The sequence below is a fragment of the Candidatus Poriferisodalis sp. genome (assembly GCF_965221945.1).
Classification (GTDB): domain Bacteria; phylum Actinomycetota; class Acidimicrobiia; order Acidimicrobiales; family Poriferisodalaceae; genus Poriferisodalis.
Genome location: NZ_OZ244925.1, coordinates 973,677 through 997,354, shown reverse-complemented (window position 1 = coordinate 997,354; position 23,678 = coordinate 973,677). Strand labels below are relative to the sequence as shown.

26 protein-coding genes and 1 pseudogene are annotated in these 23,678 nt (G+C 65.1%); 17 read left to right on the top strand and 10 right to left on the bottom strand.

Going from position 1 to position 23,678, the window contains the following annotated elements:
- Positions 1 to 5: 5 nt before the first annotated feature.
- Positions 6 to 1,208, bottom strand: coding sequence for an acyl-CoA dehydrogenase family protein (locus tag ACOQPH_RS04690; protein ID WP_420623567.1), 1,203 nt, complete (start codon positions 1,206 to 1,208; stop codon positions 6 to 8).
- Positions 1,209 to 1,274: 66 nt separating this feature from the next.
- Between ACOQPH_RS04690 and ACOQPH_RS04685 the strand changes: the two genes are divergently transcribed.
- Positions 1,275 to 1,928: a dimethylsulfonioproprionate lyase family protein gene (locus ACOQPH_RS04685; RefSeq protein WP_420623566.1), complete on the top strand. Its 654-nt coding sequence runs from the start codon at positions 1,275 to 1,277 to the stop codon at positions 1,926 to 1,928.
- On the opposite strand, the gene ACOQPH_RS04680 is transcribed toward ACOQPH_RS04685, so the two are convergent.
- Complete coding sequence (locus ACOQPH_RS04680) at positions 1,906 to 2,349, bottom strand: SRPBCC family protein (RefSeq protein ID WP_420623565.1); 444 nt, start codon at positions 2,347 to 2,349, stop codon at positions 1,906 to 1,908. The genes ACOQPH_RS04685 and ACOQPH_RS04680 overlap by 23 nt on opposite strands.
- Before the next feature lie 182 nt (positions 2,350 to 2,531).
- Here ACOQPH_RS04680 and ACOQPH_RS04675 point away from each other — a divergent pair, with 182 nt between their 5' ends.
- Positions 2,532 to 3,398: an SDR family oxidoreductase gene (locus ACOQPH_RS04675; RefSeq protein ID WP_420623564.1), complete on the top strand. Its 867-nt coding sequence runs from the start codon at positions 2,532 to 2,534 to the stop codon at positions 3,396 to 3,398.
- A 165-nt stretch (positions 3,399 to 3,563) separates the two neighbouring features.
- The gene (locus ACOQPH_RS04670; RefSeq protein WP_420623563.1) at positions 3,564 to 3,881 is read left to right on the top strand and encodes a hypothetical protein; all 318 of its coding nucleotides are present in this window, start codon (positions 3,564 to 3,566) and stop codon (positions 3,879 to 3,881) included.
- Between the two features lie 405 nt (positions 3,882 to 4,286).
- On the opposite strand, the pseudogene ACOQPH_RS04665 reads toward ACOQPH_RS04670, so the two are convergent.
- The 4 genes and pseudogenes from ACOQPH_RS04665 to ACOQPH_RS04650 form a co-directional block, all read right to left on the bottom strand.
- Positions 4,287 to 5,122, bottom strand: a pseudogene (locus ACOQPH_RS04665) (alcohol dehydrogenase catalytic domain-containing protein).
- Positions 5,123 to 5,257: 135 nt separating this feature from the next.
- Positions 5,258 to 6,172, bottom strand: coding sequence for an SDR family NAD(P)-dependent oxidoreductase (locus ACOQPH_RS04660; RefSeq protein WP_420623562.1), 915 nt, complete (start codon positions 6,170 to 6,172; stop codon positions 5,258 to 5,260).
- Between the two features lie 4 nt (positions 6,173 to 6,176).
- The gene (locus tag ACOQPH_RS04655; RefSeq protein ID WP_419552909.1) at positions 6,177 to 8,327 is read right to left on the bottom strand and encodes a heavy metal translocating P-type ATPase; all 2,151 of its coding nucleotides are present in this window, start codon (positions 8,325 to 8,327) and stop codon (positions 6,177 to 6,179) included.
- Between the two features lie 43 nt (positions 8,328 to 8,370).
- The gene (locus tag ACOQPH_RS04650; RefSeq protein WP_420623561.1) at positions 8,371 to 8,772 is read right to left on the bottom strand and encodes a heavy metal-responsive transcriptional regulator; all 402 of its coding nucleotides are present in this window, start codon (positions 8,770 to 8,772) and stop codon (positions 8,371 to 8,373) included.
- Between the two features lie 235 nt (positions 8,773 to 9,007).
- Between ACOQPH_RS04650 and ACOQPH_RS04645 the strand changes: the two genes are divergently transcribed.
- Entirely contained in the window at positions 9,008 to 9,241 is a 234-nt protein-coding gene (locus ACOQPH_RS04645; protein ID WP_420623560.1) for a ribbon-helix-helix domain-containing protein, read from the top strand.
- A 45-nt stretch (positions 9,242 to 9,286) separates the two neighbouring features.
- Here ACOQPH_RS04645 and ACOQPH_RS04640 read toward each other — a convergent pair whose 3' ends face one another.
- Positions 9,287 to 9,709, bottom strand: a complete 423-nt coding sequence (locus ACOQPH_RS04640; RefSeq protein WP_420623559.1) for a DUF1330 domain-containing protein — start codon at positions 9,707 to 9,709, stop codon at positions 9,287 to 9,289.
- Between the two features lie 96 nt (positions 9,710 to 9,805).
- On the opposite strand from ACOQPH_RS04640, the gene ACOQPH_RS04635 reads away from it, so the two are divergent.
- On the top strand, positions 9,806 to 10,831 hold the full coding sequence (locus ACOQPH_RS04635; RefSeq protein WP_420623558.1) for an aldo/keto reductase: 1,026 nt from the start codon (positions 9,806 to 9,808) through the stop codon (positions 10,829 to 10,831).
- Positions 10,832 to 10,877: 46 nt separating this feature from the next.
- Here ACOQPH_RS04635 and ACOQPH_RS04630 read toward each other — a convergent pair whose 3' ends face one another.
- Both ACOQPH_RS04630 and ACOQPH_RS04625 read right to left on the bottom strand, forming a co-directional pair.
- On the bottom strand, positions 10,878 to 12,008 hold the full coding sequence (locus tag ACOQPH_RS04630) for a methyltransferase domain-containing protein (protein WP_420623557.1): 1,131 nt from the start codon (positions 12,006 to 12,008) through the stop codon (positions 10,878 to 10,880).
- A 15-nt stretch (positions 12,009 to 12,023) separates the two neighbouring features.
- A complete protein-coding gene (locus ACOQPH_RS04625) occupies positions 12,024 to 12,413 on the bottom strand; it encodes a hypothetical protein (protein ID WP_420623556.1) in 390 nt (129 codons plus the stop codon).
- Between the two features lie 127 nt (positions 12,414 to 12,540).
- On the opposite strand from ACOQPH_RS04625, the gene ACOQPH_RS04620 reads away from it, so the two are divergent.
- From ACOQPH_RS04620 to ACOQPH_RS04605, 4 genes are all read left to right on the top strand, one after another.
- Positions 12,541 to 12,777: a type II toxin-antitoxin system VapB family antitoxin gene (locus ACOQPH_RS04620; protein WP_419552903.1), complete on the top strand. Its 237-nt coding sequence runs from the start codon at positions 12,541 to 12,543 to the stop codon at positions 12,775 to 12,777.
- Complete coding sequence (vapC, locus tag ACOQPH_RS04615) at positions 12,764 to 13,156, top strand: type II toxin-antitoxin system VapC family toxin (RefSeq protein WP_420623555.1); 393 nt, start codon at positions 12,764 to 12,766, stop codon at positions 13,154 to 13,156. Before ACOQPH_RS04620 ends, vapC begins: the two co-directional genes overlap by 14 nt.
- A 72-nt stretch (positions 13,157 to 13,228) precedes the next feature.
- Positions 13,229 to 13,486, top strand: a complete 258-nt coding sequence (locus ACOQPH_RS04610) for a type II toxin-antitoxin system Phd/YefM family antitoxin (protein WP_420623554.1) — start codon at positions 13,229 to 13,231, stop codon at positions 13,484 to 13,486.
- Positions 13,486 to 13,905: a type II toxin-antitoxin system VapC family toxin gene (locus ACOQPH_RS04605; RefSeq protein ID WP_420623553.1), complete on the top strand. Its 420-nt coding sequence runs from the start codon at positions 13,486 to 13,488 to the stop codon at positions 13,903 to 13,905. Before ACOQPH_RS04610 ends, ACOQPH_RS04605 begins: the two co-directional genes overlap by 1 nt.
- On the opposite strand, the gene ACOQPH_RS04600 is transcribed toward ACOQPH_RS04605, so the two are convergent.
- A complete protein-coding gene (locus tag ACOQPH_RS04600; protein ID WP_420623552.1) occupies positions 13,886 to 14,317 on the bottom strand; it encodes a cupin domain-containing protein in 432 nt (143 codons plus the stop codon). The genes ACOQPH_RS04605 and ACOQPH_RS04600 overlap by 20 nt on opposite strands.
- Before the next feature lie 127 nt (positions 14,318 to 14,444).
- Between ACOQPH_RS04600 and ACOQPH_RS04595 the strand changes: the two genes are divergently transcribed.
- The 8 genes from ACOQPH_RS04595 to ACOQPH_RS04560 are packed head-to-tail and all read left to right on the top strand — an operon-like array spanning position 14,445 to position 23,448.
- Entirely contained in the window at positions 14,445 to 15,494 is a 1,050-nt protein-coding gene (locus ACOQPH_RS04595) for a sterol desaturase family protein (RefSeq protein ID WP_420623551.1), read from the top strand.
- A gap of 15 nt (positions 15,495 to 15,509) precedes the next feature.
- A complete protein-coding gene (locus tag ACOQPH_RS04590) occupies positions 15,510 to 16,247 on the top strand; it encodes a sulfotransferase family protein (RefSeq protein ID WP_420623550.1) in 738 nt (245 codons plus the stop codon).
- A 48-nt stretch (positions 16,248 to 16,295) separates the two neighbouring features.
- Positions 16,296 to 17,480, top strand: coding sequence for a hypothetical protein (locus tag ACOQPH_RS04585; protein WP_420623549.1), 1,185 nt, complete (start codon positions 16,296 to 16,298; stop codon positions 17,478 to 17,480).
- Positions 17,481 to 17,516: 36 nt separating this feature from the next.
- The gene (locus ACOQPH_RS04580) at positions 17,517 to 19,823 is read left to right on the top strand and encodes an SDR family NAD(P)-dependent oxidoreductase (protein ID WP_420623548.1); all 2,307 of its coding nucleotides are present in this window, start codon (positions 17,517 to 17,519) and stop codon (positions 19,821 to 19,823) included.
- A complete protein-coding gene (gene cysD, locus ACOQPH_RS04575; protein ID WP_420623547.1) occupies positions 19,820 to 20,743 on the top strand; it encodes a sulfate adenylyltransferase subunit CysD in 924 nt (307 codons plus the stop codon). The genes ACOQPH_RS04580 and cysD overlap by 4 nt, the downstream gene beginning before the upstream one ends.
- On the top strand, positions 20,743 to 22,629 hold the full coding sequence (gene cysN, locus ACOQPH_RS04570) for a sulfate adenylyltransferase subunit CysN (RefSeq protein WP_420623546.1): 1,887 nt from the start codon (positions 20,743 to 20,745) through the stop codon (positions 22,627 to 22,629). The genes cysD and cysN overlap by 1 nt, the downstream gene beginning before the upstream one ends.
- Positions 22,626 to 23,243: an adenylyl-sulfate kinase gene (gene cysC / locus ACOQPH_RS04565; RefSeq protein WP_420623545.1), complete on the top strand. Its 618-nt coding sequence runs from the start codon at positions 22,626 to 22,628 to the stop codon at positions 23,241 to 23,243. The genes cysN and cysC overlap by 4 nt, the downstream gene beginning before the upstream one ends.
- 43 nt (positions 23,244 to 23,286) lie before the next feature.
- Entirely contained in the window at positions 23,287 to 23,448 is a 162-nt protein-coding gene (locus tag ACOQPH_RS04560) for a hypothetical protein (protein WP_420623544.1), read from the top strand.
- The last annotated feature ends 230 nt before the right edge of the window (positions 23,449 to 23,678 follow it).

Below are 23,678 nucleotides of genomic sequence, written 5' to 3'. Positions count from 1 at the left end.
CTCCTTCAGAGCAGGTCGGTGGGTGCGGGGTCGAGGCCGAGTTCCAGCTTGCCGGCGAGCTCTGCCGTGCGATCCCAGTCGAAGACCATGTGCCCTCGCAGCGTCAGCAGATCGCGGGAAATGCGCTGCAGCGGCGAATCGGAGAGGTGCACCGACGCGCCCGACCCCTCCAGCACGGTGCCGACTGCCTCGATCGATAGGCGAACCGTCTGGGCAGCTGCGAGCCGTACTCGCCCCCGGTCGACCGTTTCGAATACTCCTCCCCCGTCGTAGACGTCGCACACCTGGCTCACCGCGTCGTCCCACACGAGTCGAGCGGCTCGCACCGTGGACAGTGCCTGCGAGAGGCGCACCTGAGCTGCCGGCTGTTCCGCCTGGCGATCGCCCTTCGAGTACGCCAGCACCCGCGAGGTCAGGCGCTCACGGAAGAGCCCGACAGCGGCTTCGGCCCCGCCTAAAGCTGCTGCAGCAGCGACGAGCGTCAGCACAGGCACCATCGGATAGCGCACGAAGGGATCGGCGCTCAGTTCCGCACCCGGCGGGAAGTTCCCGGCAAGCTCGAGGGCGGCGAGCGTCTGGTGGGCAGGGACGAACACCTGATCAGCGACCACATCGTTACTGCCGGTCCCTCGCATGCCCGAGGTGTGCCACACGTCGACGACCTCGACGTCCGCTATCGGCAGCACGAAGAACCGCGCCTCGGGGCCCTTGTCCCCCCGTATGAGCCCGTTAAGCATCACCCAGTCGGCGTGCTGCACTCCCGTCGCCCACTGCCACCGACCGGTGAGTTCGTAGCCGCCGTCGACCGGCGCGGCGGTCCCCGTCGGAGTGAGCGTGCCGGGCATCAGCACGTATGGCCTACTGCCCCAGACCGCTGCCTGGAATTCCTGCGGCCCTCGTGCCACGAACCAGTTGTGCAGCACCAAGAACAGCAGCGTCCACGCAGAGGAGACGCAGCCATGGGCGAGGATGCGTGTCATCTCGCCGAGTGACCGCAGCCCGAGGCCGTGGCCGCCGCGCTCGCTGGGCACCAGCATCTCGAAGACTCCGCTCGCAACGGCGTCGCCCATCGTCGCCCGGGGCAGTTCGCGCAGCTCTTCTGCCTCAGCGGCTCGTTCCGACAGCCGCTCGACCATCGACGTCGCCCACGCCACGACATCGTCGTGCGACAGTCGCCCGGCCGAACCCCCCTTGCGCGTCACGCTCACCGTTTGGAACCTAGTTGTCGACCTGGCATCGACTTGCAGGCTGCAGCCGTTTGGGAAGATGCCGTTGTGGCTGGCGTCATCGACGAGCTGCTTCGGCGCATTGCAGGGTTCCACCGCAGCCGCTCAGCGGTTCCCGAGTACCCGATGGTTGATGAAGTGCTCGGCGCGCTCGACGAGGCGCGCAGCCCTGCCCTCCTAGAGCGCCGCAATCTCTCGGTGCTGCGGCACCTCGACACCGTGGAACGCAGCGGCGATCCCGCCATTGACGCGGTGCTCGAGGAATTTCTCTCCCTCGCCCCCGCACTGCCCTGGATTCAGACCGCCGGCTACCGCGGCGTGCTGAGCGATGAGTTCCACGAGAACTACGGCTACGTGCAGCTAGTGGGTCCGAATTCGATCGTCGAGCATCGCTGCGTGCGAGTCGGCATCGCCGTGTGGGGCCCGAACCTGCACTACCCCAGCCACCACCACGAGGCCGAAGAGCTGTACCACGTGCTGGCCGGCGAGCCGTCGTTCACCGGCAGCGACGGAGCGAGCAGGATGACGCGGCCCGGCGATTCCGTGCATCACGCACCATGGCAGCCTCACCAACAGGACTTCGGCGCAACGCCAACGGTGCTCCTCTACTGCTGGACCGGGGCCGTAGTGGCCGACGCCGCCCTGACAGACGCAACGCTTGCCGGGAGCGAGTCGCTTCTCAGGCCTCGGCGACGGCCTTGAGGTTCTCCAGCGTCTGGGCGATGTTCTTCACCAGGAGGCAGTGACGGTTGTGCTTCTGGAAGAACTCCATGTCGAGAATCGGCGAGTCGAAGCTCTCGGTGACCCGGCAGCCTGAGCCAGTCGCCTCGATCTCGTAGCGCCAGAGCGTGCGGCGGCCGTCCTGGGCAGGCACCTCGAAGGCCCATTCCCGACCCGGCTCGGCGGCCACGACGACACAGCCGGCGTCCCACTTCATGTCGCCGTTCTGGTTGTAACCCCGGAACTTCGCACCGACTGAGGGACCGGTCGAGCCGTCCTCCCACTCGGACTTGTAGCACTCGGGGCTGATCTCGCTGATGCGGGACAGGTCCGTCAGGATCCCGTACACCGCCGCTGGGCTCGCGGCAATGTCGATGCTGGTGCTTGCGGTGGTCTCAACCATGTGCGCTGTCCTTCTTCGGGAGTGGGAGCAGCGAGAGGCTATCGACATGCAACCCGCAGAATTGCATTCGATTCCAGGTGAGGCCATCTGGCAACATGCGAAGCGCGGCCAAGACCGGTCGTCGAGCACCTGCTCGTGCACGCGCACTATGAGACCCCGCCCATCGAGAGGATTCGCCTGCCATGAGCACTGCCGGACCGCTCTCGGGTCGCGTCGCACTGGTGACAGGAGTTTCCCGGGACGCAGGCATCGCAGCTGCTCTTGCGCAGCGGCTGCATGATCTCGGCGCCACGGTCGATGCAACCGGGTGGCCCGCTCACGACGCCGAGATGCCATGGGGCGAACAGCCCCTGTCGCCGGTGCCGTTCGAGGTCCATCGCCACGATCTTGAACAGGCCGAGACGCCCAACTCCCTGGTCGATGAGGTCATCGAGAGGCACGGCCGGCTGGACATCGTCGTCGCGGCGCACGCCCGCAGCTCGCACCAGTCGATGCCCGAGGTTGACGCGAGCGAACTGGACCGTTGCTGGGCCGTCAACGTGCGCAGCATCGTCCTGCTTGCCCAGCGATTCGCCCAGGTCCACGTGCCAGATCCGCCGCCAGCACCGCCGGTCGGACGCATGATCTGGTTTACCAGCGGCCAGCACCTCGCACCGATGGACGACGAGATCGCCTACGCCGTTTCCAAAGGCGCGCTGCACCAAATGACGGCCTCCATCAACCACGCACTTGCGAGCTCCCGGATCGTGGCCAACTGCATCAACCCGGGCCCGGTTGACACCGGGTACGCGACTGGCGACATGCATAGAGCGGTGAGCGCGCAATTCCCCGATCAGCGGTGGGGCACCCCCGATGACATCGCCAACCTCGTCGAGTTCCTGGTCACCGACAGCGGCGGCTGGATCCGAGGCCAAGTCATCGACGCCGAAGGCGGCCTCGACCGCGCCCCTCGCCCTCGCCAGGACGATGTCGTGGCGCAATCTGCCGGAAAGCTCACCGGCATCTATCGGAGGAATGAGATGGAACAGCTCCGCTCCGAGTGGGATTGACGTGACGCACTGCGGTATCGGCTGACGGTCGTGCGGATTTCCCGCACGAAATGGTGACGGACGTTGGCGGCGCCCCGGTTCCGCCCAGGACACAACGTCAAGGTGGCAGAGAAGGCCGCTAGATGAAGGAGGGGGTCTTGGCAAGTTTCTGAAAGGTGTCATGCCATGTCCACCGGCCAAGCTGGCGACCAGACCGCTGGCGCGTGGAGTCAAGTCCTAGACGAGGCCCGGGAGATCCGGAGCAAGCAGGACAATCGCCTCGCGAATGCGCAGCGACAATCCCAACTGATTGTCGCAGGGTTCCTCGCCATGACGGCGATCTTGGTGACCGCCGTCTCCGTTTCCGTCGCAGCTCGACCAGAAGCCGCCGACACCTCGGTTTCCGAAGGCGAACTGGCGCCCTACGTTGCTGGTGCCTTCGCGGGGTTCGCACTCGTCAATGGCGTCACATGGATGCGTACCCACACCTTGGCGCGACACTGAAGAGAGGTCGCCGAGTTCGACGCGCTGACGAGTTTCCCCGGAAGCGTTGACGCAGTGCCACGGCTACAGCGCCACCTCGTGAACACCTACTTGGACCACTTCAACCACAACGAAGAAATTCTGACGAAAGTCCAGCGACGGGTCGGCGCCCAAGCAGTTCTGACTCTCCTATTCGTCTACACGGTTCCACTTGGGTGGGTATTACTGTGACGATCGTGGACTCAAAGACGGCGCTCAGGGATCGCGGGACGCGCTACCCAGGCGCCGATGTCAGCCGTGGATTGATATTCGACTTCGGGCTGCCATCTTTGTGGCGGCGAATGTGGGGCCGTCTCAAGCGTGATCGGCGTCCTGAGCGCGTTCGGAATGGCGACGCTGAGCGTCACCGCAGCCAGTCTTGCGACGTCAGTCGAACTTGATCACCGACCGGACGACCCTGCCTGCGCGCATGTCAGCGAAGCCGTCGTTGATCTGATCGAGGGTGACCATCGCCGACACCCATTCGTCGAGATGCAACCGGCCTTGGAGATACAGCTCGACGAGCCGCGGCATGTCAATGCGGAATCGGTTCGATCCCATCGCCGATCCTTTCAGCGTGCGCCCCCGCAACAGGTGCATCCCGTCAACGGAGATCTTCTGATCCGCCGGGATCATGCCGACGATCGTGGCAGTTCCGCCCAGGACCAGCATGTTGAATGCCTGCTCGGCAGTGGTGTTCATGCCCAGGCATTCGATTGCGTGGTGCACTGCCCCGCCGGTCAGGTCCAGCACCGCCTCGACAGGGTCTGATTCGAGCGGGTTCACCGCATCGGTTGCGCCCAGCATGCGCGCCAGCTGCAGCTTGTCGGGATTCGTGTCGATGGCAATTACTCGGCCCGGTCCCATTCCAGGTGATCGCTGGCACCAGGAGGCAGCTTGACCGTGATGTCCGAGCAGGTGGACGGCTGTCCCGACAAGCAGCGTTCGCACTCGCCGCAGAAGACGGAGAGACAGGTGATCACATGGTCGCCTGGCTTGACATACGTGACGTCGCTGCCGACCGCTTCGACGACTCCGGCCGCTTCGTGACCAAGCACTGCCGGCAGTGGATGCGGGAAGAGCCCCTCAATGAAGTGCAGGTCGGAATGGCAGAGGCCGGCATAGGCGGTGGCGATCAGGACCTCACGAGGACCAGGGCTGCGTGTCGCGACTTCAGTGATCTCCATCGGCTGGTGCGTTTTGTGCAGGACTGCCGCCTTCATATGGGCGCCTTTCGATCAGGTTGTCTCTCCGGCCCGGGGCCGCTCTGTCAGGGAGGTTGGTACAAGACATAGGACGCGAGTGCGGCCCACTGCTCAACGCGCGATCCACCAAGAGAGTGGGTTCGCTGAACTGGCTCACACCTCGAATTGGACCTCGGTGAGCTCTTGTGACGCGTCCCACAGCCGCCGTTGCAGCTCCGCATCGCGTGACCGGGCGCTTGAGGGCACCAAGACCGGATGGCCGCGCATCTCCATGAAGCCGTCCGGCCCGTAGAACTGGCCGCCGGAAGCGGCGGGATCGGTCGCGGCCCGCAGCGTCGCGAGGGCGCCCATGGCTGCGCTGTGCCGCAACGGCCCGATCAGCGGATGGACAATCCGTATGCCCGGGAAATGTCGCAGGATCCCCGTTTCGGACCAGCCCGGATGGGCCGCCAACGCTACAGTCGGAGCCCCTGCCGCCACCAGCCGGCGCTGCAGCTCGCGGGTGAACAGCAGGTTCGCCAGCTTCGACCGGCCGTACGCAGCGGATTGGCTGCGGCCTTGCGCGACTCCGAAGCGTTCGAAGTCAATCCGTGAGCGGTAGCGGTGAGCGTTGCTGCTCACCGTGACAACCCGCGAACCGGCAACGGGTATCAGCCGGTCCAGCAACAGGCCAGTCCAGGCGAAGTGGCCGAGGTGGTTGGTGCCCATCCGGATCTCGAACCCGTCGGCGGTCTGACGGCGCGGAGTGTGAAAGACCCCTGCGTTGTTGACGAGCAGGTCGATTCGCTCGAACCGATCCCCGATGGCTGACGCCGCTCCACGCACCGAATTCAGCGACGCCAGGTCGAGCTCCTGCAACACGAGGTCAGCACCCCGATGTTCGGCCCGGATGGCATCGACCGCCGTTCCCCCCTTGTCGAGATCCCGCACCGCAAGCACCACCATCGCACCACGGCCTGCCAAGGCCCGCGCCGTCTCGAGACCGTTCCCCGAGTTGGCGCCCGTCACAACCGCCACCCGCCCCGATTGATCAGGAATGTCCGTCGCAGTCCACTTGTCGCTGGTCACAAGATCAGTCAGTCTGGCGGTAGCCCGCGAAGCGTCGGAGACGGAGGCTGTTGGTCACGACGAACAGCGACGATATGCCCATGGCACCTGCAGCGATCATCGGGTTCAGGATGCCAAGCGCCGCAAGCGGGATCGCAGCGGCGTTGTAGGCGAAGGCCCAGAACAAGTTGCCCTTGATCGTCGACAGTGTGCGGCGCGACAGCGCGATGGCATCCGCGACGGCACGCAGATCGCCGCTCACGACGGTGAGATCGGAGGCCTCGATGGCCACGTCGGTACCAGTCCCGACGGCAATGCCGAGATCGGCCTGCGCGAGCGCCGGGGCGTCGTTGATGCCATCGCCCACCATCGCCACGCGCTTCCCGTCGGCTTGGAGTTCTTGCACGACGGCGGCTTTGTCACCCGGATAGACCTCGGCGATCACAGACTCGATGCCGACCTTGGCTGCGACCGTCCGGGCAGTGCGCTCGTTGTCACCGGTGAGCAGCGTGACCGCCAGACCTTGGTCGTGCAGTGCCGCAATCGCCTCCTGCGAGGTCGACTTGATGCGGTCGGCGACCACCAGGACAAGCTCGGCTGAGCCGTTGCGACCGGCAAGGACGGCTGTCGCCCCTGCGGCCTCGGCGCTCCCGGCCAGTTCAGCGACAGGTCCGGGCACGTTGTCGAACAGGCTGCGTCGGCCCACTCGAACCTCCACGCCGCCGATCGTCGCCGTCACCCCGGAGCCCGGCGTGGTCTCAAAGTCATCCACCTTGGCCAACCCGTCGACGGAGCCAGCAATCGCTTGAGCAATCGGGTGCTCCGACAGCGCCTCGGCCGATGCCGCCAGCCGGTGCACCTCGTCACGCTCGGCGGCCGGAAGCTCGCCCGCATGGACGCCGGCGAGCGTCATGGCTCCCTCGGTGAGCGTGCCGGTCTTGTCCACCAGCACGACGTCCACCGAGCGTGTGTCCTCGAGGACTTCGCCTCCCTTGATGATGACCCCGAGCTGTGCGCCGCGACCAGTCCCCACCATGATCCCGAGCGGCGTCGCCAACCCGAGGGCACAGGGGCAGGCGATGATCAGCACCGCTACGGCCGCGCTGAACGCTTCACTCGCCGCGTTGCCCAGCGCCGACCACGCCACCAGCGTCACGATTCCCGTCACAAGGGCGAAGGGCACGAACACCGCCGCGACCCGATCGGCGAGACGCTGCACCTCTGCCCGGCTGCCTTGGGCCTGGGTGACGAGCCGGATGATCTGGGCCAGCGCCGTGTCGGCGCCCACCTTCGTCGCCTCGACGACGAGCGAGCCGTTCGCATTGATGGTGGCGCCGATCACCTCATCGCCGGGCCCTACCTCGACCGGCACCGGCTCACCGGTCACCATCGACGCATCGACCGCCGAACGCCCCTCGGCGACCACGCCGTCAGTGGCGATTCGCTCCCCCGGCCGGACCACGAACCGCATCCCGACCGCCAGATCAGCGAGCGCGACCTCGCGCCCGTCGACCAGCCGAGCTGTCCGGACACCCAGATCGGCCAACACCCGGATCGCATCGCCGGAGCGGCGCTTGGCTCGAAGCTCCAGCCATTTTCCCAGCAGGATGAGCGTCACGATCACGGCGCCGGTCTCGAAATACACATGGCCGTCGCCGACACCGGCAGCCGACACGGTCAGCGACCAAGCCAGCGCCGACAGCGACCCCATCGACACGAGCGTGTCCATGGTGGTGGCGCCGTGCCGCAGGTTCACCGCTGCCGCCCGATGGAACGGCCACCCCGACCCCACGATCACCACCGTTGCCAGCACTGCAACCGGCCATTCCCAGCCGCCGAACTGCAACGCCGGGATCATCGAGACCAGCGCCGACGGCACCGTCAGTGCCACACCGATGACCAGGCGAGTCAGCAGGTCTGCTTGGCGTCGCAGCTCGGATGCGGCACCTTCGCCGGCAGCGATGACTGAGTAACCCAGCGCATTGATCTCGGCGGCGACGATCGCCTCGTCGAGCGATCCGTCATGGGTGATCGTGGCGCGCCCGGTGGCGAAGTTCACATTCGCTGCAGCCACGGCATCCAGGTGGTCGAGCCGACTCTGGATCCGGCTCGCGCAGGCGGCACAGGTCATCCCGTCGATTGCCAGGTCGGATCGAACGGTTGCCTCGGCGGCCACGCGTCCAACCTAGAGGTTCCACTCGGCTGGAAGGTCAAGTCGACTAGCGGGATCGGCTGATCACCTGGCAGCGATTGGGGTCAGTGCATGATGCCGGGTCGAGCCCTTGTGCCCGCCTCAGCAGCGCAGCCAGCTCTTTGCGGGCCGACCGCAGCTGGGCGACTTGGGCGTCGATGGCATCCACGTGGGCCTCGATGAGCGTCGTGGTGTGCGCGCACGAACGCTCGCCGACGCTCTTGAGCTCAAGCACCGAAGAAATCTCGGCCAATGACAGACCAGTGGCCTGCGCATCCCGGATGAACTGCAAGCGCGCCACCGCGTCGCCCTCGTACTCGCGGTACCCGCTCGCTGTGCGGTCTGGTTCATCCAGCAGACCGATCGACTCGTAATATCGAATCGTCTTCGTGCTCACCCCGCAGCGATCGCCCAGCTCCCCGATCCTCATACGCACGACCGTACCTGACCTCCTCGCCTCAACCTTCCAGCCAGAAGGAATCCCGACGGAGGAAGAGAGATGAGAATCACCGCTGTCGTGCTCGATTCGATCGGCGGTCCGGTGAGCGTCGACACGCTGGACCTGACCTGAGGCCGCGACGCCTCTGTCGTGTTCGAAGCCATCGGCAATTCCGGGGGCCGGCATTGACATGGCAAATTTTGCCAAACCAGTGCGCTCAGGTTCCATGGCCACGATGAACGTGTCACTGCCGACCGATCTCAAGAGCCTCGTCGACTTTCAGGTCATTCAAGGCGGGTACGGATCGACGAGCGAGTACGTACGTGAACTGATACGGCGCGACCTCGACCGCCGTCAGTTGAGCGCTGCACTCCTCGACGGCGCTCGCTCTCCCATCGCCGGCAGCGCCGACGCGGCCTACTTCGCGTCACTCCGAGATCAAGCCCGATCCGGCGCCTGAACACACATCGGTGCGTGCCAACCTCCGCGGCGGTCCCGTCGGCGTTCAGCCTCGGACGAACTGGGCGACGGTCTCGATGTTGAGTTGACCGGCCAGCCCAGCCGTGCGGTGCACGGAGGCTGCCCGCCACTCGTCTGATGACGCCATTGCCAGTAGTGCGCCCCGGTTGGGGTACTTGGCGATCGCGACTTCGTCCCACAGCTCCTCGACCTGGCCGAGTGCCAGGAACGTCACGTCCGCCGCGAACTGGATCTCGCCGCCGTAGTCCTGGATGATCTTCATGACCGCTCGGCCGTAGAGCTGGTACGCCTCGTAGCCGGTGAGATCGGTTTCCCGCCCGTCCTCGTACTCGGCCTTGTCCTTGAACTTCAGCAGGTTGACCATGTAGATCGGCCCGTCGGGACCGGGCTGCATCATCTCGTCGATGCGCCCCGGGCTCGTGGGCATCACTTCGTTGACGACCTCCATCAGGTCACCCTCCTGTCGTGGACGTGGGCCCCATCAGTCAACAACATCCATGGGCCAGAGACCTAGGGTCGGTTCCTCACGACATCGGGGGGATCCATGGCCGATCTGGTGACACGAACCCAAGCAGCGCCCGTCGTGTTGGGTGCAATTGCCTTCGGCAAACCCAAGGAAACGACTCGCGACCATCCCCTGGCAACCGACGACTCCTGCAATGACCTGCTTCGAACCTTCGCAGAGCTCGGCGGCGAGGAACTCGACACGGCGAGGCTCTACCAGAACGGCCAGAGCGAGGCGGTCATCGGCCGGCTGCCGGCGAGCGCCCCCATCAGGGTGGGCACCAAGTATCACCCCACCCTCGACGGAGGCCCGGTCACGCAGATGGAGCAGTCGCTCACAGCCCTGCAGCGCGACTCGGTGTCGATCTACTACATCCACATGCCTTCGACCGAGATGCCGCTCGAAGACACGCTCGCCGAGATCAACGAGTGCCATGCTGCCGGCCAGCTCGAGCGGTTCGGCCTGTCGAACTTCCCCGCTTGGCAGGTTGTCGAGATCGCTCAGTACTGCCAGCGCCAGGGGTACGTGATGCCGACCGTGTACCAGGGGGTGTACAACGCCCTGAACCGCACAGCGGAGTACGAACTTGTCCCGGTGCTTCGCAACTACGGCATCAGCTACTACACCCACGGGTCGCTCGCGAGCGGGTTCCTCACCGGCAAGTACCGCAAGGGTGTCGAGCCGGTGAAGGGGGTCGACCGCTTCGCTCAGTCGCGCCGCGTCAGGCAGTACCAGGAGCGCTACCTGCACCGGGATGAGATGTTCGCAGCGCTCGATGCCATCACAGCCGCCGCGTCAGCAGCCGGCCTCAGCACGCTCGAAGCGGCCGTGCGCTGGACCCAGCATCACTCCGCCGTCGATGCATCGCTGGGCGATGCGGTGCTCATCGGCGTGTCACGCATCGAACAGCTCGAGCCGATCATGGCGGCGTCAGGGGGCGGACCGCTGCCAGATGCCGTCGTCGAGGCATTCGACATGGCGCACGACTGCGTGAGGATGAAGTCCGAGTACTACATGCAGTACCCCTACCCCACCGAGGGCAGCCCCTGGCGCTCGCGCTATTGACGCGGCGCTGGCGCCGCCGCCTATCGCAGACTGCTCGAGAGGTCGGTCAGGTCCGGCCGACGAGCAGGGTGAGCTGCCCGCTTTGCTGTTTCTTGCCGGTTTGCAGCACCCGCCCCGTGGGCACGGAGGTGATCTCGACTGCACCATCGTCGAACCCGGCACTCACGGACTCGGCAACGAGGTCCATGTCGCGCATCGGGCCCCAGAAGGGCTCGTGGTTGTTGTAGGTGTCCCAGTCGATCATCGCCTGAGTGACGGGATCGACGCCCGCGTACCCGGCGAAGTCACCGTGCACCATGAGCCCGCCCGGAGCGAGCAGACGGCGGCACTCGGCCAGGGTTCTCCGCAGCGCCGCAGGGGCAATCTCGTGAATCACGATGTGGGACACGATGAGATCGAAGCTGGCGTTGGGGAAGTCGGTGCACTCGGCGTTCTGCTGGGAGAAGTGCACTGCTCGCCCAAGTAACTCGGCCCTCGCGTGGGCGTATCGCAGCACGGGCGCGCCCAGGTCGATGGCGTAGACTTCGGCCTCCGGAAAAGCGTCGACATACGGCAGCGTGGAATTGCCGGAAGTGCAGCCCATGTCCAGAATCCGCCGCGGTGAGAACTCGGGGTACGAGACCGCCAGGTAGTTCTGGCAAATCGACTGCCCGTAGTCGTCATTGAGGGCGCCCAACTGGCCCATCGCGTACACGTAGACGCCACGGTCGAACACCGCTCCGGCCGACACGTCGTCGTCGGTGTACTCGCCCCGGTAGCCGCCTGGCATGGCATGGATGTCGACTTCGGCGTTGTACCAGGGGATCTCGAGATCGGGGTCGAGTCGCAAGGATCCAAACCCCGCGTCGGCTGCACGCGCACGCTCTGCGAGATCGTCGGCCTGGCGAGCCACGGCATCGCCGACCGAGCTCCACAGCAGGTGCTGGCTGGATCGCCGGACCGAACTCCACAGCCGGTAGTACGTGTCCGAGCTCAGTGCTTCGCGGACTTCGTGGCGATCGGCCGGTTCGGCGCCGTGCTCGGAGACCCACCGGTCCCGCACCCGACAGTCGTAGATCTCCCGTACGCCGGGACTGGCCCGGGTCGCGATGTGCGACTTCAGCGCCTGGACGAAGCTCTCCCGAGCGACCTCGTCGTGCGTCTCGGTGGGAAGAAGTGCGTGTCGTTGCTGGCTCATCTGGCTGTCCTCTGTCTATAGCTCGGCGAAGGCACGGTCGACGACTTGGAGATACCGGTCCCGCGTTTCGCCAGCCAGCGCCTCTTCACGCATTTCCTCGAACACGCGGTACACGCGACCGGCGAACGCCGCCGCCTCGGCCGCTCGGGCTGCGATCTGGTCGCCGTCGGGTCGGTACGCCTCGATCGCCGCGGTGACGTCGATGCCGGCTTCGGTGAGCACCGCTTCGAGCGTGTTCTGCCGCTCCCGCAACGTCCACACCTCGGCCGCCAGCGCCGTCACGATCGCCAGGACCGCATCGGTCGCGCCCTCGTCATCGAAGAACGTCGGCCGTGCGCCGCGCGCCGTCGTCGGATAGCTCCGCCCTTCGGTCGGCTGAGCTTGCGGCGCTGTGGGCTCGCCCATCACCCCAGCTTCCCAGAAACTCGTTCGCCCGGCCGACTGTCCTGCACTTACTCTGCCTCGTCGTTGCCGGTCATTGGGCGGGTTGTCGCAATACACATGTTTACACCACCAGGTGTAAATTGTGCCCATGAGCCGGACCAACATCGATATCGACGACGAGCTGATCGGACGAGCGATGAGCAGATACGGGCTCAGAACCAAGCGCGATGCAGTGCATTTTGCGCTGGAACACCTCGTCGGAGGCGAGCCGATGAGCATCGAGGAGCAATTGGCCACCAGGGGCATCGGTTGGGACGGTGACCTCGATGCCATGCGTGCCGACCGCTTCGGGGACTGGGGGCAAGAACCCGATGCTTCTGGCTGACTCATCCGCGTGGGTCGAGCACCTGCGCGGTGCCGATTCCGATGTCGCGTTCGCACTGCTCGATTCGATTGAGCAGCACGAAGTGTCGGTTATCGATCCGGTCGGGCTCGAAGTCATGGCTGGCGCCCACGCCGGGGCTGTCGGCCGAACTCAGCGAGTCTTGGAAGCTCAGCACTTCGAAACTCTGGAACCCTGGCGAGACTGGCTCTCCGCGGCATCGATCTATCGGGAACTGCGGCGGCGAGGCATCACCATTCGCTCCCAGATGGACGCTGTGATCGCTGCAGTGGCCATCCGGCTCGACATTCCTGTCCTCCACTGCGACCGCGACTTTGACGTCATCGCGCAGCACACGTCCCTGCAAATCGTGACTGTCTGAATCAGCTCGACCTCAACATGGGTCACCATCCAGAGGATTATGTAGTAACATTGCTACATATCTGGAGGCAGGATGTCCACGATCAAGCTCACCAGCCGCGAGTTCAACCAAGACACGGGACGCGCAAAGAAGGCAGCGCACGACGGACCGGTCTACATCACCGACCGCGGACGGCCCTCTCACGTCCTGCTCACGTTCGCCGACTACACACGCCTCGCCGGAAACCGAGCCAGCATCATCGACCAGCTCGCCGACCCTCCGGGAATCGAGGACATCGATTTCCAAGTGCCTGCGTCGCACCAGACGGCTCAGCCCGCAGCGTTCGATTGATGTTCGTCCTCGACACAAACATCGTCTCCGAGCTTCGCAAAGCCCGCTCGGGCAAGGCCAACCTCGGCGTCAACGAGTGGGCGAGCGCTGTACCCACCGCGCTCATGTTCATGTCGGTCGTCTCGCTGCACGAACTCGAACACGGCGTCCTCCTTGCCGAACGGCGTGACCCGGCGCAGGGCGAACTTCTTCGGGCATGGCTCGACGGCAGCGTGAGCTCGGCCTTCGAAGACCGACTTCTCCCCGTCACTGCCGAGATCGCCCGCATGGCAGCGGCACTTCATGTTCCCGACCCAGCGCCCTTCCGAGATGCACTCATCGCTGCGACTGCCCTCCACCACGACATGACCGTTGTCACCAGAAACCTCAGCGATTTCGAGCGATTCGATCAGCTCCGAGTCAGCAATCCTTGGGACTGATCCGTCGGCCGGCGGCGAACACGTCGAGGATCCAGGTGGTTGCCGGCGAGTAGACATCGATGAACACCGCCGGCTCGTTGCCGAGTACTTCGCCGCCGTGCGGCACGCCGCCTGGCGCATACCAGCCGTCGCCCGGCCCGATCTCGGCGGTTTCCTCGCCCACTGTCAGGAGCATGTGACCCGACAGCAGCAGGCTGAACTGCTCGTGGGGATGACTGTGCATTTCATAGGTCGCACCCGGCTCGTAGACCGCCCGGATCAGGTGCATGTGCTCGCCGGTCACGATCTGCGCCTCGACCTGGTCGGCGTCCCAGCGCGTCGTGTCGAGCTCGTCCCAGCGAAAGATGCATCTCCCCGTGACCTGGGCACCGTGCTCGTTGAACTGCGGCTGATTCGACAGCGGTTCGTTCATGCCGCTCCGTTGCTCCGACTGAACCGAAATGCGTCTTTCGGCAGTCTCGACGCCGAACATACACTGGTGTCAGTGGCAGGCTCACAGACCCGCCAACAGCCGCTCGAGACCGCTCGGGGGTGATGCCATGCCCCTGTCGCCCGATGGCGGTCGCACAATGTGGAACTTCGCGCCGGAGCTACCGCTGCGCTCGGCGCCCTTCCTTCATTGGCCGCCCCGACCGGTTGCCATCGCAAAGCACCTCGGCCGCACCTGGCTCCCGTTGCGGTCCCGCTTCTTCATGCTGGCTGTGTCGTTCGGGATCTGGGCATGGTTCATGCCCTCGGCCGAGCGCACCAAGCACTTCGAACTCGGCTGGATTCTTGAGGTATGGCTTCGCAACTTGATCCTCGTGACCGTCGTTGCAGGCGGGCTTCACGTCTGGCTCTACGTCATGGGTCGCCAGGGTGACGGTCTGCGCTATGACGCCCGGCCGTTCGGCCGGAACAAGCGGGTGTTCCTGTTCGGAAATCAGGTGAGGGAGAACATCTTCCTCACGCTCGTACCCGCCGTCGGAGTCTGGACCGGGTTCGAAGCACTGCTGTTGTGGGCCTACGCCAACGGGTACGCACCATCGATCACGTTCGGCGACAACCCCGCCTGGTTCGTGGTGTTTCTGGCGATCATCCCGTGGTGGTCTGTCCTGTACTTCTCGGCTCACCACCGGTTGCTGCACACCGGCCCGGCGTACCGCTACGTCCACTCCTGGCACCACCGCAACGTGAATGTGGGGCCCTGGTCGGGACTCGCGATGCATCCCGCCGAGCACCTTGTCCTCTTCTCCGACGTGGTGCTGCTGTTCCTGTTGCCGTCGCACCCGGTGCACCTCTACTTCATGGCCATGCACCACGGCATCGGGGCGCCTCTGTCGCACACCGGCTACGACGCTCTGCTGTTGGGGCCACAGAAACGCCGCCAGGCCAGGTTCGAGCTGGGCGATTTCCACCACCAGCTCCACCACCGGTTCATCGAGTGCAACTACGGCGGACTCGAGTCGCCGCTGGACGAGATGATCGGCTCGTTCCACGACGGCACACCGCAGGGCGACGCCGCGCTGTCCCGCAGCCGTCACGAGCGGTCGAGCACCCGCACGACCAGAAGCGACACCAGAAGGGATCACGGTGCCGGAGCCGGCTGAGCGGGGGTCTCACAGATGTTCTTGATCCTGTGGGCCACGCCCCGTTCGATCTCCACGGCGTTCGAGTGGATGATGCGCCAGCGAGGCGACTTCGAGTGCTTCCACGAGCCGTGGAACGAGCTCTACTACTACGGCGAGGACCGCCGGTCGCAGCGCGACGCCCATGTCCCCGCTCGACCGGGCCACAACTATGCGTCGTTCTGGGATGAGATCTCAGCGCTTGCCGAGGCTCAGAGCGTGTTCGTGAAGGACTTTGCCTATTCGATCGAGCACGACTTCGACGACGCCAAGCTTTCGGCGACGACCCACACGTTCCTGATCCGGGACCCGAAGCGGGTGGTCCAGGGGCTGGGCCATCACTGGCCGGACTGCACGTGGGACGAGGTCGGATTCGGGTCGCTGCACCGCCTGTTCCGCCGTATCGCCGACCGCGACGGCACGGCCCCGCCCGTCATCGACGCCTCCGACCTGACCGGCGACCCTGGAGGAACGATCCGGGCCTATTGCGACGCCGTCGGCATCCCGTTCATCGCCGAAGCGCTCGAGTGGTCCCAGGGTGAACGCACCGAAGTGAGCTGGTACGGCGAGGGCGCCGGCCTATGGCACGATGCGCTCCGTCAGAGCACCGGTTTTTACCAACCCCCCACGGAATACCCGCCCTTGGAGGACACGCCTCGCCTCTACGAGCTCTACCAGCGAAGCCTGCCCCTCTACGAAGAGATGCTCGCCCACAAACTCGATCCCGCCGCGTAGCAGGGGCCCCCGTTGCTGCCGAGCCGTTTGAGTCAGTAGACGTAGGCCATGCGACGGTTCGCCATCGGTCTCCTAGCTGCGTTTCGAAGGGTCTCCTTGCTCGTTTTGAGAGTGCGTGGCAAGACGCACGACGATGTGGCCGCCCAGCGCGTCACGAGCGGCCAGTCGTGGAACGAGTTCTGCGACTCGTTGAAGGCGGCGGGAGCCGCGTTGAATTTCCCCGGCGCTCCTCGGGACCCTTTCAGCCAAGCTGAGGGATACCGGTACCTCAGCCGTCTCGCCCGCGCCGGTCTGACGGCGTTCGTCGAACACGCCGACCCCAACGCGCCCGTGCTGCATCGTGTTGTCGACGAGACCACGAAGCTAGGCGCGGACAATCCCGACAACTTCTATCTGACGGCCGCGCTGGACGGGAACTACGAGTACACGATCACCGGTCGGCGCAACAACATCGCCTACCTGAGCTTCGGAACCCAGTCCGGCAACTACGGCCAGGGCGGCGGTTTGCCCCCTACGGGATACATCGAATCCGACGAGATCGAGATGGACCCCGACGGGTGCTTCGAACTGGTGCTCAGCAGCACGCCACAGGGCACCAACTGGCTCCCGATGACGTCCGAGACCGGCACGCTGGTGGTCCGCCAGACGTTTGGGGACCGCACTACGGAAACCCCGGCAGATCTGACCATTGAGCGCATCAATTGTCCCCCCGACCAGCGCCGCCCCTCCCACCTGACGGCAGGGGCTCTGGATGAGGGGTTGAAGAAAGCGGGGGCGCTGGTGATGGGCGCACCATTGCTGTTCGCCAAGTGGGCGCGTGACTTCTCCAAGCACAGCAATGAACTGCCGATGTTCGATCCGGATGTATCACTGGCCGCCGGCGGGGATCCGAACATCACCTACTACCACAGCCATTGGGCACTGGCGCCCGACGAAGTGCTGCTCATCGAAGCCACGCCTCCCGAGTGCGAGCACTGGAACTTTCAGCTGAACAACTACTGGATGGAGTCGCTGGACTATCGCCATTTCACGATCCACACCAACAAGCATCTCGCCCACTGCGAAGCCGACGGTTCGGTGCGCCTGATTGTGGCGCACAAAGACCCCGGCCTGCCGAACTGGATCGACACCGCAGGCCACACGTCCGGCACTATGTGCTTCCGGTGGGTGCGCGCCGCCGAGCACCCCCAACCGAGGTGCCGAGTGGTCAAGCTGAGCAGCCTGCAGGACTAGCCCAGTGGCAGCTCACTCCTGCAGCCGGAAGGTGTCGTGACTTCCACGGACTATGAGAACCCCTATCGTCCTGCCCCCATCAGGATGTTCAATCGGCTAGGCACGGCAGGTCTGCACTTCGGGCTCTCGGACCGCCTGGACGTCGGCGCACTGCGTGATGCTGCGCAACACAAGACCGGCTTGACGGACTTCGGCGACGACGGGCACCTGCGTGCCCTCGAGGTGCTCGTCTCGTCAATCAACAGCGAAGCCCGCCTGACCCCGACCGGTCGGCAGATACAGAAGTCGCGGCTCGTCGGGGTGCTGGTTCACCGGCTGCGGATCGAGAACCTGCTCAAGCGGCACCCCGAGATCGACGACATCGACCTCGGCACGATCATCCTGGTCACCGGATTGCAGCGCACCGGTACCACGTTGCTGCAGCGCCTGCTGAATTCCCATCCGGAGATTCGGGGCATCTCGGGCGCGGAAGCGCTGGTGCCGGTGTCGGCTGACAATGAGACCGAACGCGCACAGCGGGCTCGCAGATGGCGTGCGGTGCTTGCCGAGAAGACGATCTCCTACCTGGCACCTGAATTCATGGCGATCCATCCGGTCGGGCACGACCAGGCGGAAGAGGACGTCCTGCTGCTCGACCTGAACTTCATGAGTCAGTCAGCCGAAGCCATCATGTGTGTGCCGAGCTATTCCCGCTGGCTGGAAGAACAGGACCACACGCAGACCTATGAGTACTTCCGCCGGGTTCTGAAGGTGCTGTCGTGGCAGCGGCCCGGCAGCGCCTGGGTGCTCAAGACCCCGCACCACATGGAGTACCTCGACGTGTTTGAGAAGGTGTTCGACGGCGCCACAATCGTGCAGACCCACCGCGATCCCCGAGTGACGCTCGCTTCCTTTTGCAGCATGGTTGCCCATGGCCGCGGCATCTTCAGCGATTGGGTCAATCCGACCGAAATCGGGCAACACTGGTGCCACAAGACGCACAGGATGGTCCAACTGGCCATGCAGACCCGGGCCGAGTCGCCAGCCGGACAGTTCGTTGACGTCTCCTACTACGACCTGACGAACGACCCGATCGCCGAGGTCCGGCGGATCTGCGGGCTGGCGGGGATCGGTTTCGATGACGAAGCCGAGCGGGAAACCGTGCAATACACGGAGGCGAATCCGCAGAACCGCTTCGGCAAGCATGCCTACAAGCTCAGCGACTTCGGGCTGAGCGAGCAGGTCGTCGATGAAGCCTTCTCCTCCTACCGGGAGACATATGCAATCCCGTTCGAAGAGGCCCCGAGCCAGCCATCGAGCGCCAATCATCAATCGACCGGCGAGGCACCTTCTGGCATGACACAAGAGAAGAGAAAGTTCCCTGGCAGCGCCATCGTCAACGCCATGAGCGCGGCCCTTCGGGACCTCCGGGATTCGAAGAACCCTGACCTCAGTCCGGTCCCAGACGACGTGCGGATTGACGGCAAGACGTGCCTCGTGACCGGCGCCAACAGCGGGGTGGGTCGAGCTGCTGCTATTGATCTCGCACGGCGCGGCGGGAATATGATTCTGGCCTGCCGCCCTGGCCATGCCGGAATCTGCGACGAGATCAAGCGACAGTCTGGGTCCGAGACCGTGGAATTGGTCGAAGTGGACCTCGCCGATCTCCGCTCTGTGCATCGCTTCTGCGACCAGCTGCACGAGCGCGGCACCCGCCTCGACATTGCGGTCATGAATGCCGGCCTCTTGTCGCGCAGGTCGAGGCAGACCCCGCAGGGATACGAGGTCATGTTCGCGGTCAACTTCTTAGCGAAACGGGTGATGATCGACCGATGGCTCCAGGACGGCGTCATGCGCCCGTCGAGTCAGTCCGGTGAGGCCCCGCGGATCGTGTTCGTCTCATCGGAATCCCACCGGTCCTGCGACCCCATCGATTTCGATCGCTTCGGTGCCTACACCGAACACGGGATGACCGAAAGCCTGCAGCAATACGGCCAAAGCAAACTGGCCCTCTGCACGTTCGCAACCGAGCTGTCCCGCCGCCTGAACCAGGGCGAAGGAATCGACGTCGCAGTACACGCGTTGTGCCCAGGAGGCGTGGCCACAGGTATCGCCAGAGAATCGCCGACACTGCTGAAGCCGATCATCAACCCGGTGCTGCGATTGTTCTTTCAGTCTCCCGAAGAGGCCATCGGACCGGTCGTGTACCTCTGCTGCGCTGAAGAAGCGGGCAGCTCCACAGGGATGTATCTGCACATGATGCACCGGAAGCAGGTGTCGCCCCCGGCATCGGATCCGGAAAACGGAACCAAGCTGTGGGATGCCAGCGAAGCCCTGGTGGCGAAGTCGAGCGAGCTCAGATGAGTGCCTCCGTGCCGGTCGAGCTGCGGCTAACCCATCTCCAGCAGCTGGAATCCGAGGCGATCCACATCATGCGCGAGGTGGTGGCCCAGCTCGAGCGACCCGTGATGCTGTATTCGATCGGCAAGGACTCGTCGGTTCTGCTGCACCTCGCCCGCAAGGCGTTCTTCCCCGGCAGGATCCCGTTCTCGCTCCTGCACGTCGACACGACGTGGAAGTTCTCCGAGATGATCTCGTTCCGGGACCGGATGGCGGATGAGATCGGGTTCGAGCTGATTGTGCACACGAACACCGATGGCGTGGCGCAGGGCATCAACCCGTTCGATCACGGGTCGAAGAACTACACCGACATCATGAAAACCCAGGCGCTCCGCCAGGCGCTGGACGCGGGCGGGTTCGACGCAGCGTTCGGGGGCGCTCGGCGTGACGAGGAGAAATCACGGGCCAAGGAGCGGGTGTTCAGCTTCCGCGATGCGCATCATCGCTGGGATCCGAAGAATCAACGACCCGAGCTGTGGCACCTGTACAACGGGCGGGTCAACAAGGGGGAATCGATCCGGGTGTTCCCGTTGAGCAACTGGACCGAACTCGACGTGTGGCAGTACATCCATCTCGAGGACATCCCCATCGTTCCCCTCTATTTCTCGGCGGAGCGGCCGGTGGTGGAGCGCGACGGCGTGCTGATCATGGTGGACGACGATCGGTTCGTCTTCGAAGCGGGCGAGGCGCCGGAACTGCGCACGGTGCGGTTCCGCACGCTCGGGTGCTATCCGCTGTCGGGCGCCATCGAGTCGACCGCCACCACGCTGCCCGAGATCATCGGCGAGATGGCGGCGGCAACCCGCTCCGAACGGGAAGGCCGGGTGATCGACTTCGACCAGTCGGGCTCGATGGAGGAGAAGAAGCGCGAGGGGTACTTCTGATGGCCCCCGAACACGACCTCCTGCGGTTCCTCACCTGCGGCAGCACCGACGACGGAAAGTCGACGCTGATCGGCCGCCTGCTGCACGATTCGCACTTGATCTACGAGGACGTGCTCACGAGCCTCGAAGCCGACTCGGTGACACAGGGCTCAGCGGGCGACCGGGTCGACCTGGCGCTGCTCACCGACGGTTTACGGGCCGAGCGGGAACAGGGCATCACCATCGACGTGGCCTACCGCAACTTCTCGACTGCCCGGCGAACGTTCATCATCGCCGACACTCCGGGCCACGAGCAGTACACGCGCAACATGGCGACTGGTGCGTCGACTTGCCAGCTGGCGGTCATCCTGATCGACGCCCGTCACGGGGTGCTCCCCCAGACCAAGCGCCACAGCTACATCATCAGCGTGCTGGGCATTCGCCAAGTCGTCGTCGCGGTCAACAAGATGGACCTGGTGGGCTGGTCCGCCGAGCGGTTCGCCGAGATCCGCGAGGACTACCGGTCATTCGCCAAGACGCTCGACTTCGGCGAGCCGTATTTCCTACCGCTGTCGGCCCTGCTGGGCGACAACGTGGTCGATGCGGGCGACAACCTCGGCTGGTTCGACGGGCCACCGCTGCTGGAGCATCTCGAAACCGTCGATGCCGATGCCGATGTCGATCTGGACCACTTCCGCATGCCGGTGCAGATGGTCACCCGGCCGAACCCAGAGTTCCGTGGTTACGCCGGCACGGTCGCGTCGGGGGTTCTTCGGCCCGGCGACCCGGTGGTGGCGCTGCCGTCGGGGCTCGGCTCGACGGTGGAGCGCATCGTGACCTTCGACGGCGACCTCGACGTTGCCGGTCCGGGCCGGGCCGTCACGGTGACGCTCGCCGATGAGATCGACATCAGCCGCGGCGACTTGTTCGTGAAGCCTGGCGACGCGCCGCAACGTGCGCACCAGCTCGACGCGATGGTGGTGTGGATGGACGAGGCCGAGATGGAACCCGGCAGCTCGTACCTGCTGCAGTCGGCCAACACTGTTTCGAACTGCACGATCCGCAGCCTGCGGCACCGCGTCGACATCAACACCGGGACCCATGAGCCGGCGCTGGGGCTGGGGCTGGGGCTCAACGACATCGGACGCTGTGTTGTGGCGTCGGACCGGGAGCTGACGTTCGACCCGTACCGGTCCAACCATGCAACCGGGTCATTCGTGCTCGTGGATCGGCTGTCCAACGCCACCGTGGGTGCGGGCATGATCATCGGCGCAGCCTCGGCGTGGGATCACGCGCCCGACGCTGCGCTGGTGCGGCAGCGCTCGGAGATCAGCGACGCCGAACGGGCCATCCGGTTCGGCCAGCAGCCCTGCACCATCCTGCTGACGGGACTCACCGCTGCGGGCAAGTCCACCCTCGCAACCGCTCTCGAGCGTGAGCTGTTCGACCGGGGCAAGGTGTCGATCCGCCTCGACGGCGAGAACGTTCGCATGGGCATCTCCCGGGATCTGGGCTTCAGCGCCCAGGAACGCTCGGAGAACTTACGCCGGGTGTCGGAAGTCGCGCGGCTGGTGAACGGACAGGGGTTGATCGCGATTGCCGCGCTGGTGGCGCCCAACGGGGAGGTGCGGCGGCGTGCCCGTGACTTGGTGGGCGCCGACCGCTACGTGGAAGTGTTCGTCGACACGCCGATCGAGGTGTGCCGCGAGCGTGACCCTCACGGCTTATACGCGATGGCCGACAGCGGCGAGATCCCCCGGTTCCCCGGTGTCTCAGCCACCTATGACCGGCCGGCAGACGCCGACCTGCGTGTCGACACCTCCACCGAGAGCGTTGACGAGTGTGTGGCGGCGATCGTGCGGGTGCTGACCGAGCGGGGCTTCCTCCGAGGACCGAGCACGCCGTGAACAGCGACGCCGCGCCCGAGCCCGTCTCGCGCAACATTGTCCGCGCCGAAGGGCGGGTCAGTGGAGCCGACCGGGAGGCGCACTTCGGCCACCGCGCTGTGACTGTCTGGTTCACCGGGCTCTCGGGCAGCGGCAAGTCGACCTTGGCGTTCGCCCTCGAAGCAGCGCTGCTGGAGCGTGGCGTCGCTGCCTATGTCCTCGACGGCGACAACGTGCGCTTCGGGCTCAACCGCGACCTCGGCTTCTCGCCCGAGGACCGCACCGAGAACATCCGCCGCATCGGCGAGGTCTGCCGCCTGTTCCAAGACGCGGGAAACGTCGTGCTGACGGCGTTCATCTCCCCCTACGTCGCCGATCGCGACCAGGTGCGTGCCATCCACCCAGAGGGCACCTTCATCGAAGTCTACATCGACACCCCACTCGACGTCTGCGAAGCCCGCGACCCCAAGGGCCTCTACGTGAAAGCCAGAGCCGGCGAGATCCCCGACTTCAGCGGCATCTCCGCCCCCTACGAGCCGCCCCCCGCACCCGAGATCACCATCAACACGTCCCAGCCCCTCGACGACTGCATCGCCCAGCTGCTCGCCGATCTCCCGCTCACGCCCAGCCGCTGAAAAGCTCAGGGGCACTCTTGACGGGTCTGGCTACTGTCTTGGCGTGGTCGTCAAGCGCTCGGTTCTCGTAACGGCGAGGCGTCGTCGCCGCAGCCGGGCATTGCTCGACATGATCGCTTCATGGGAAGCGGTTGAGGGGCCCATCGCCCAAGAACATCTTGAGAGCGCCGACGCAGTTCTGGACCGCCAAGGGATCGGCTGTTAGACGTCAAGGGTCGTCTTGCCGTCGTCGCTGAGCATCTCGGCACGTTCATCCTCACCACCGACAGCGACGACATGACGTCGCTTAGAGGCCGCGCGGATAGGTGACGTTTCGGAAACTTGCTGTCACGCCAACTCTGTGCAAGTTTGCCGTCTGTAGCGGTATTTCTGCACAGAGTCCGACGCCAAGCAATTCTCTGTGCAAATTTGCCGTCTGTAGCGGCATTTCTGCAC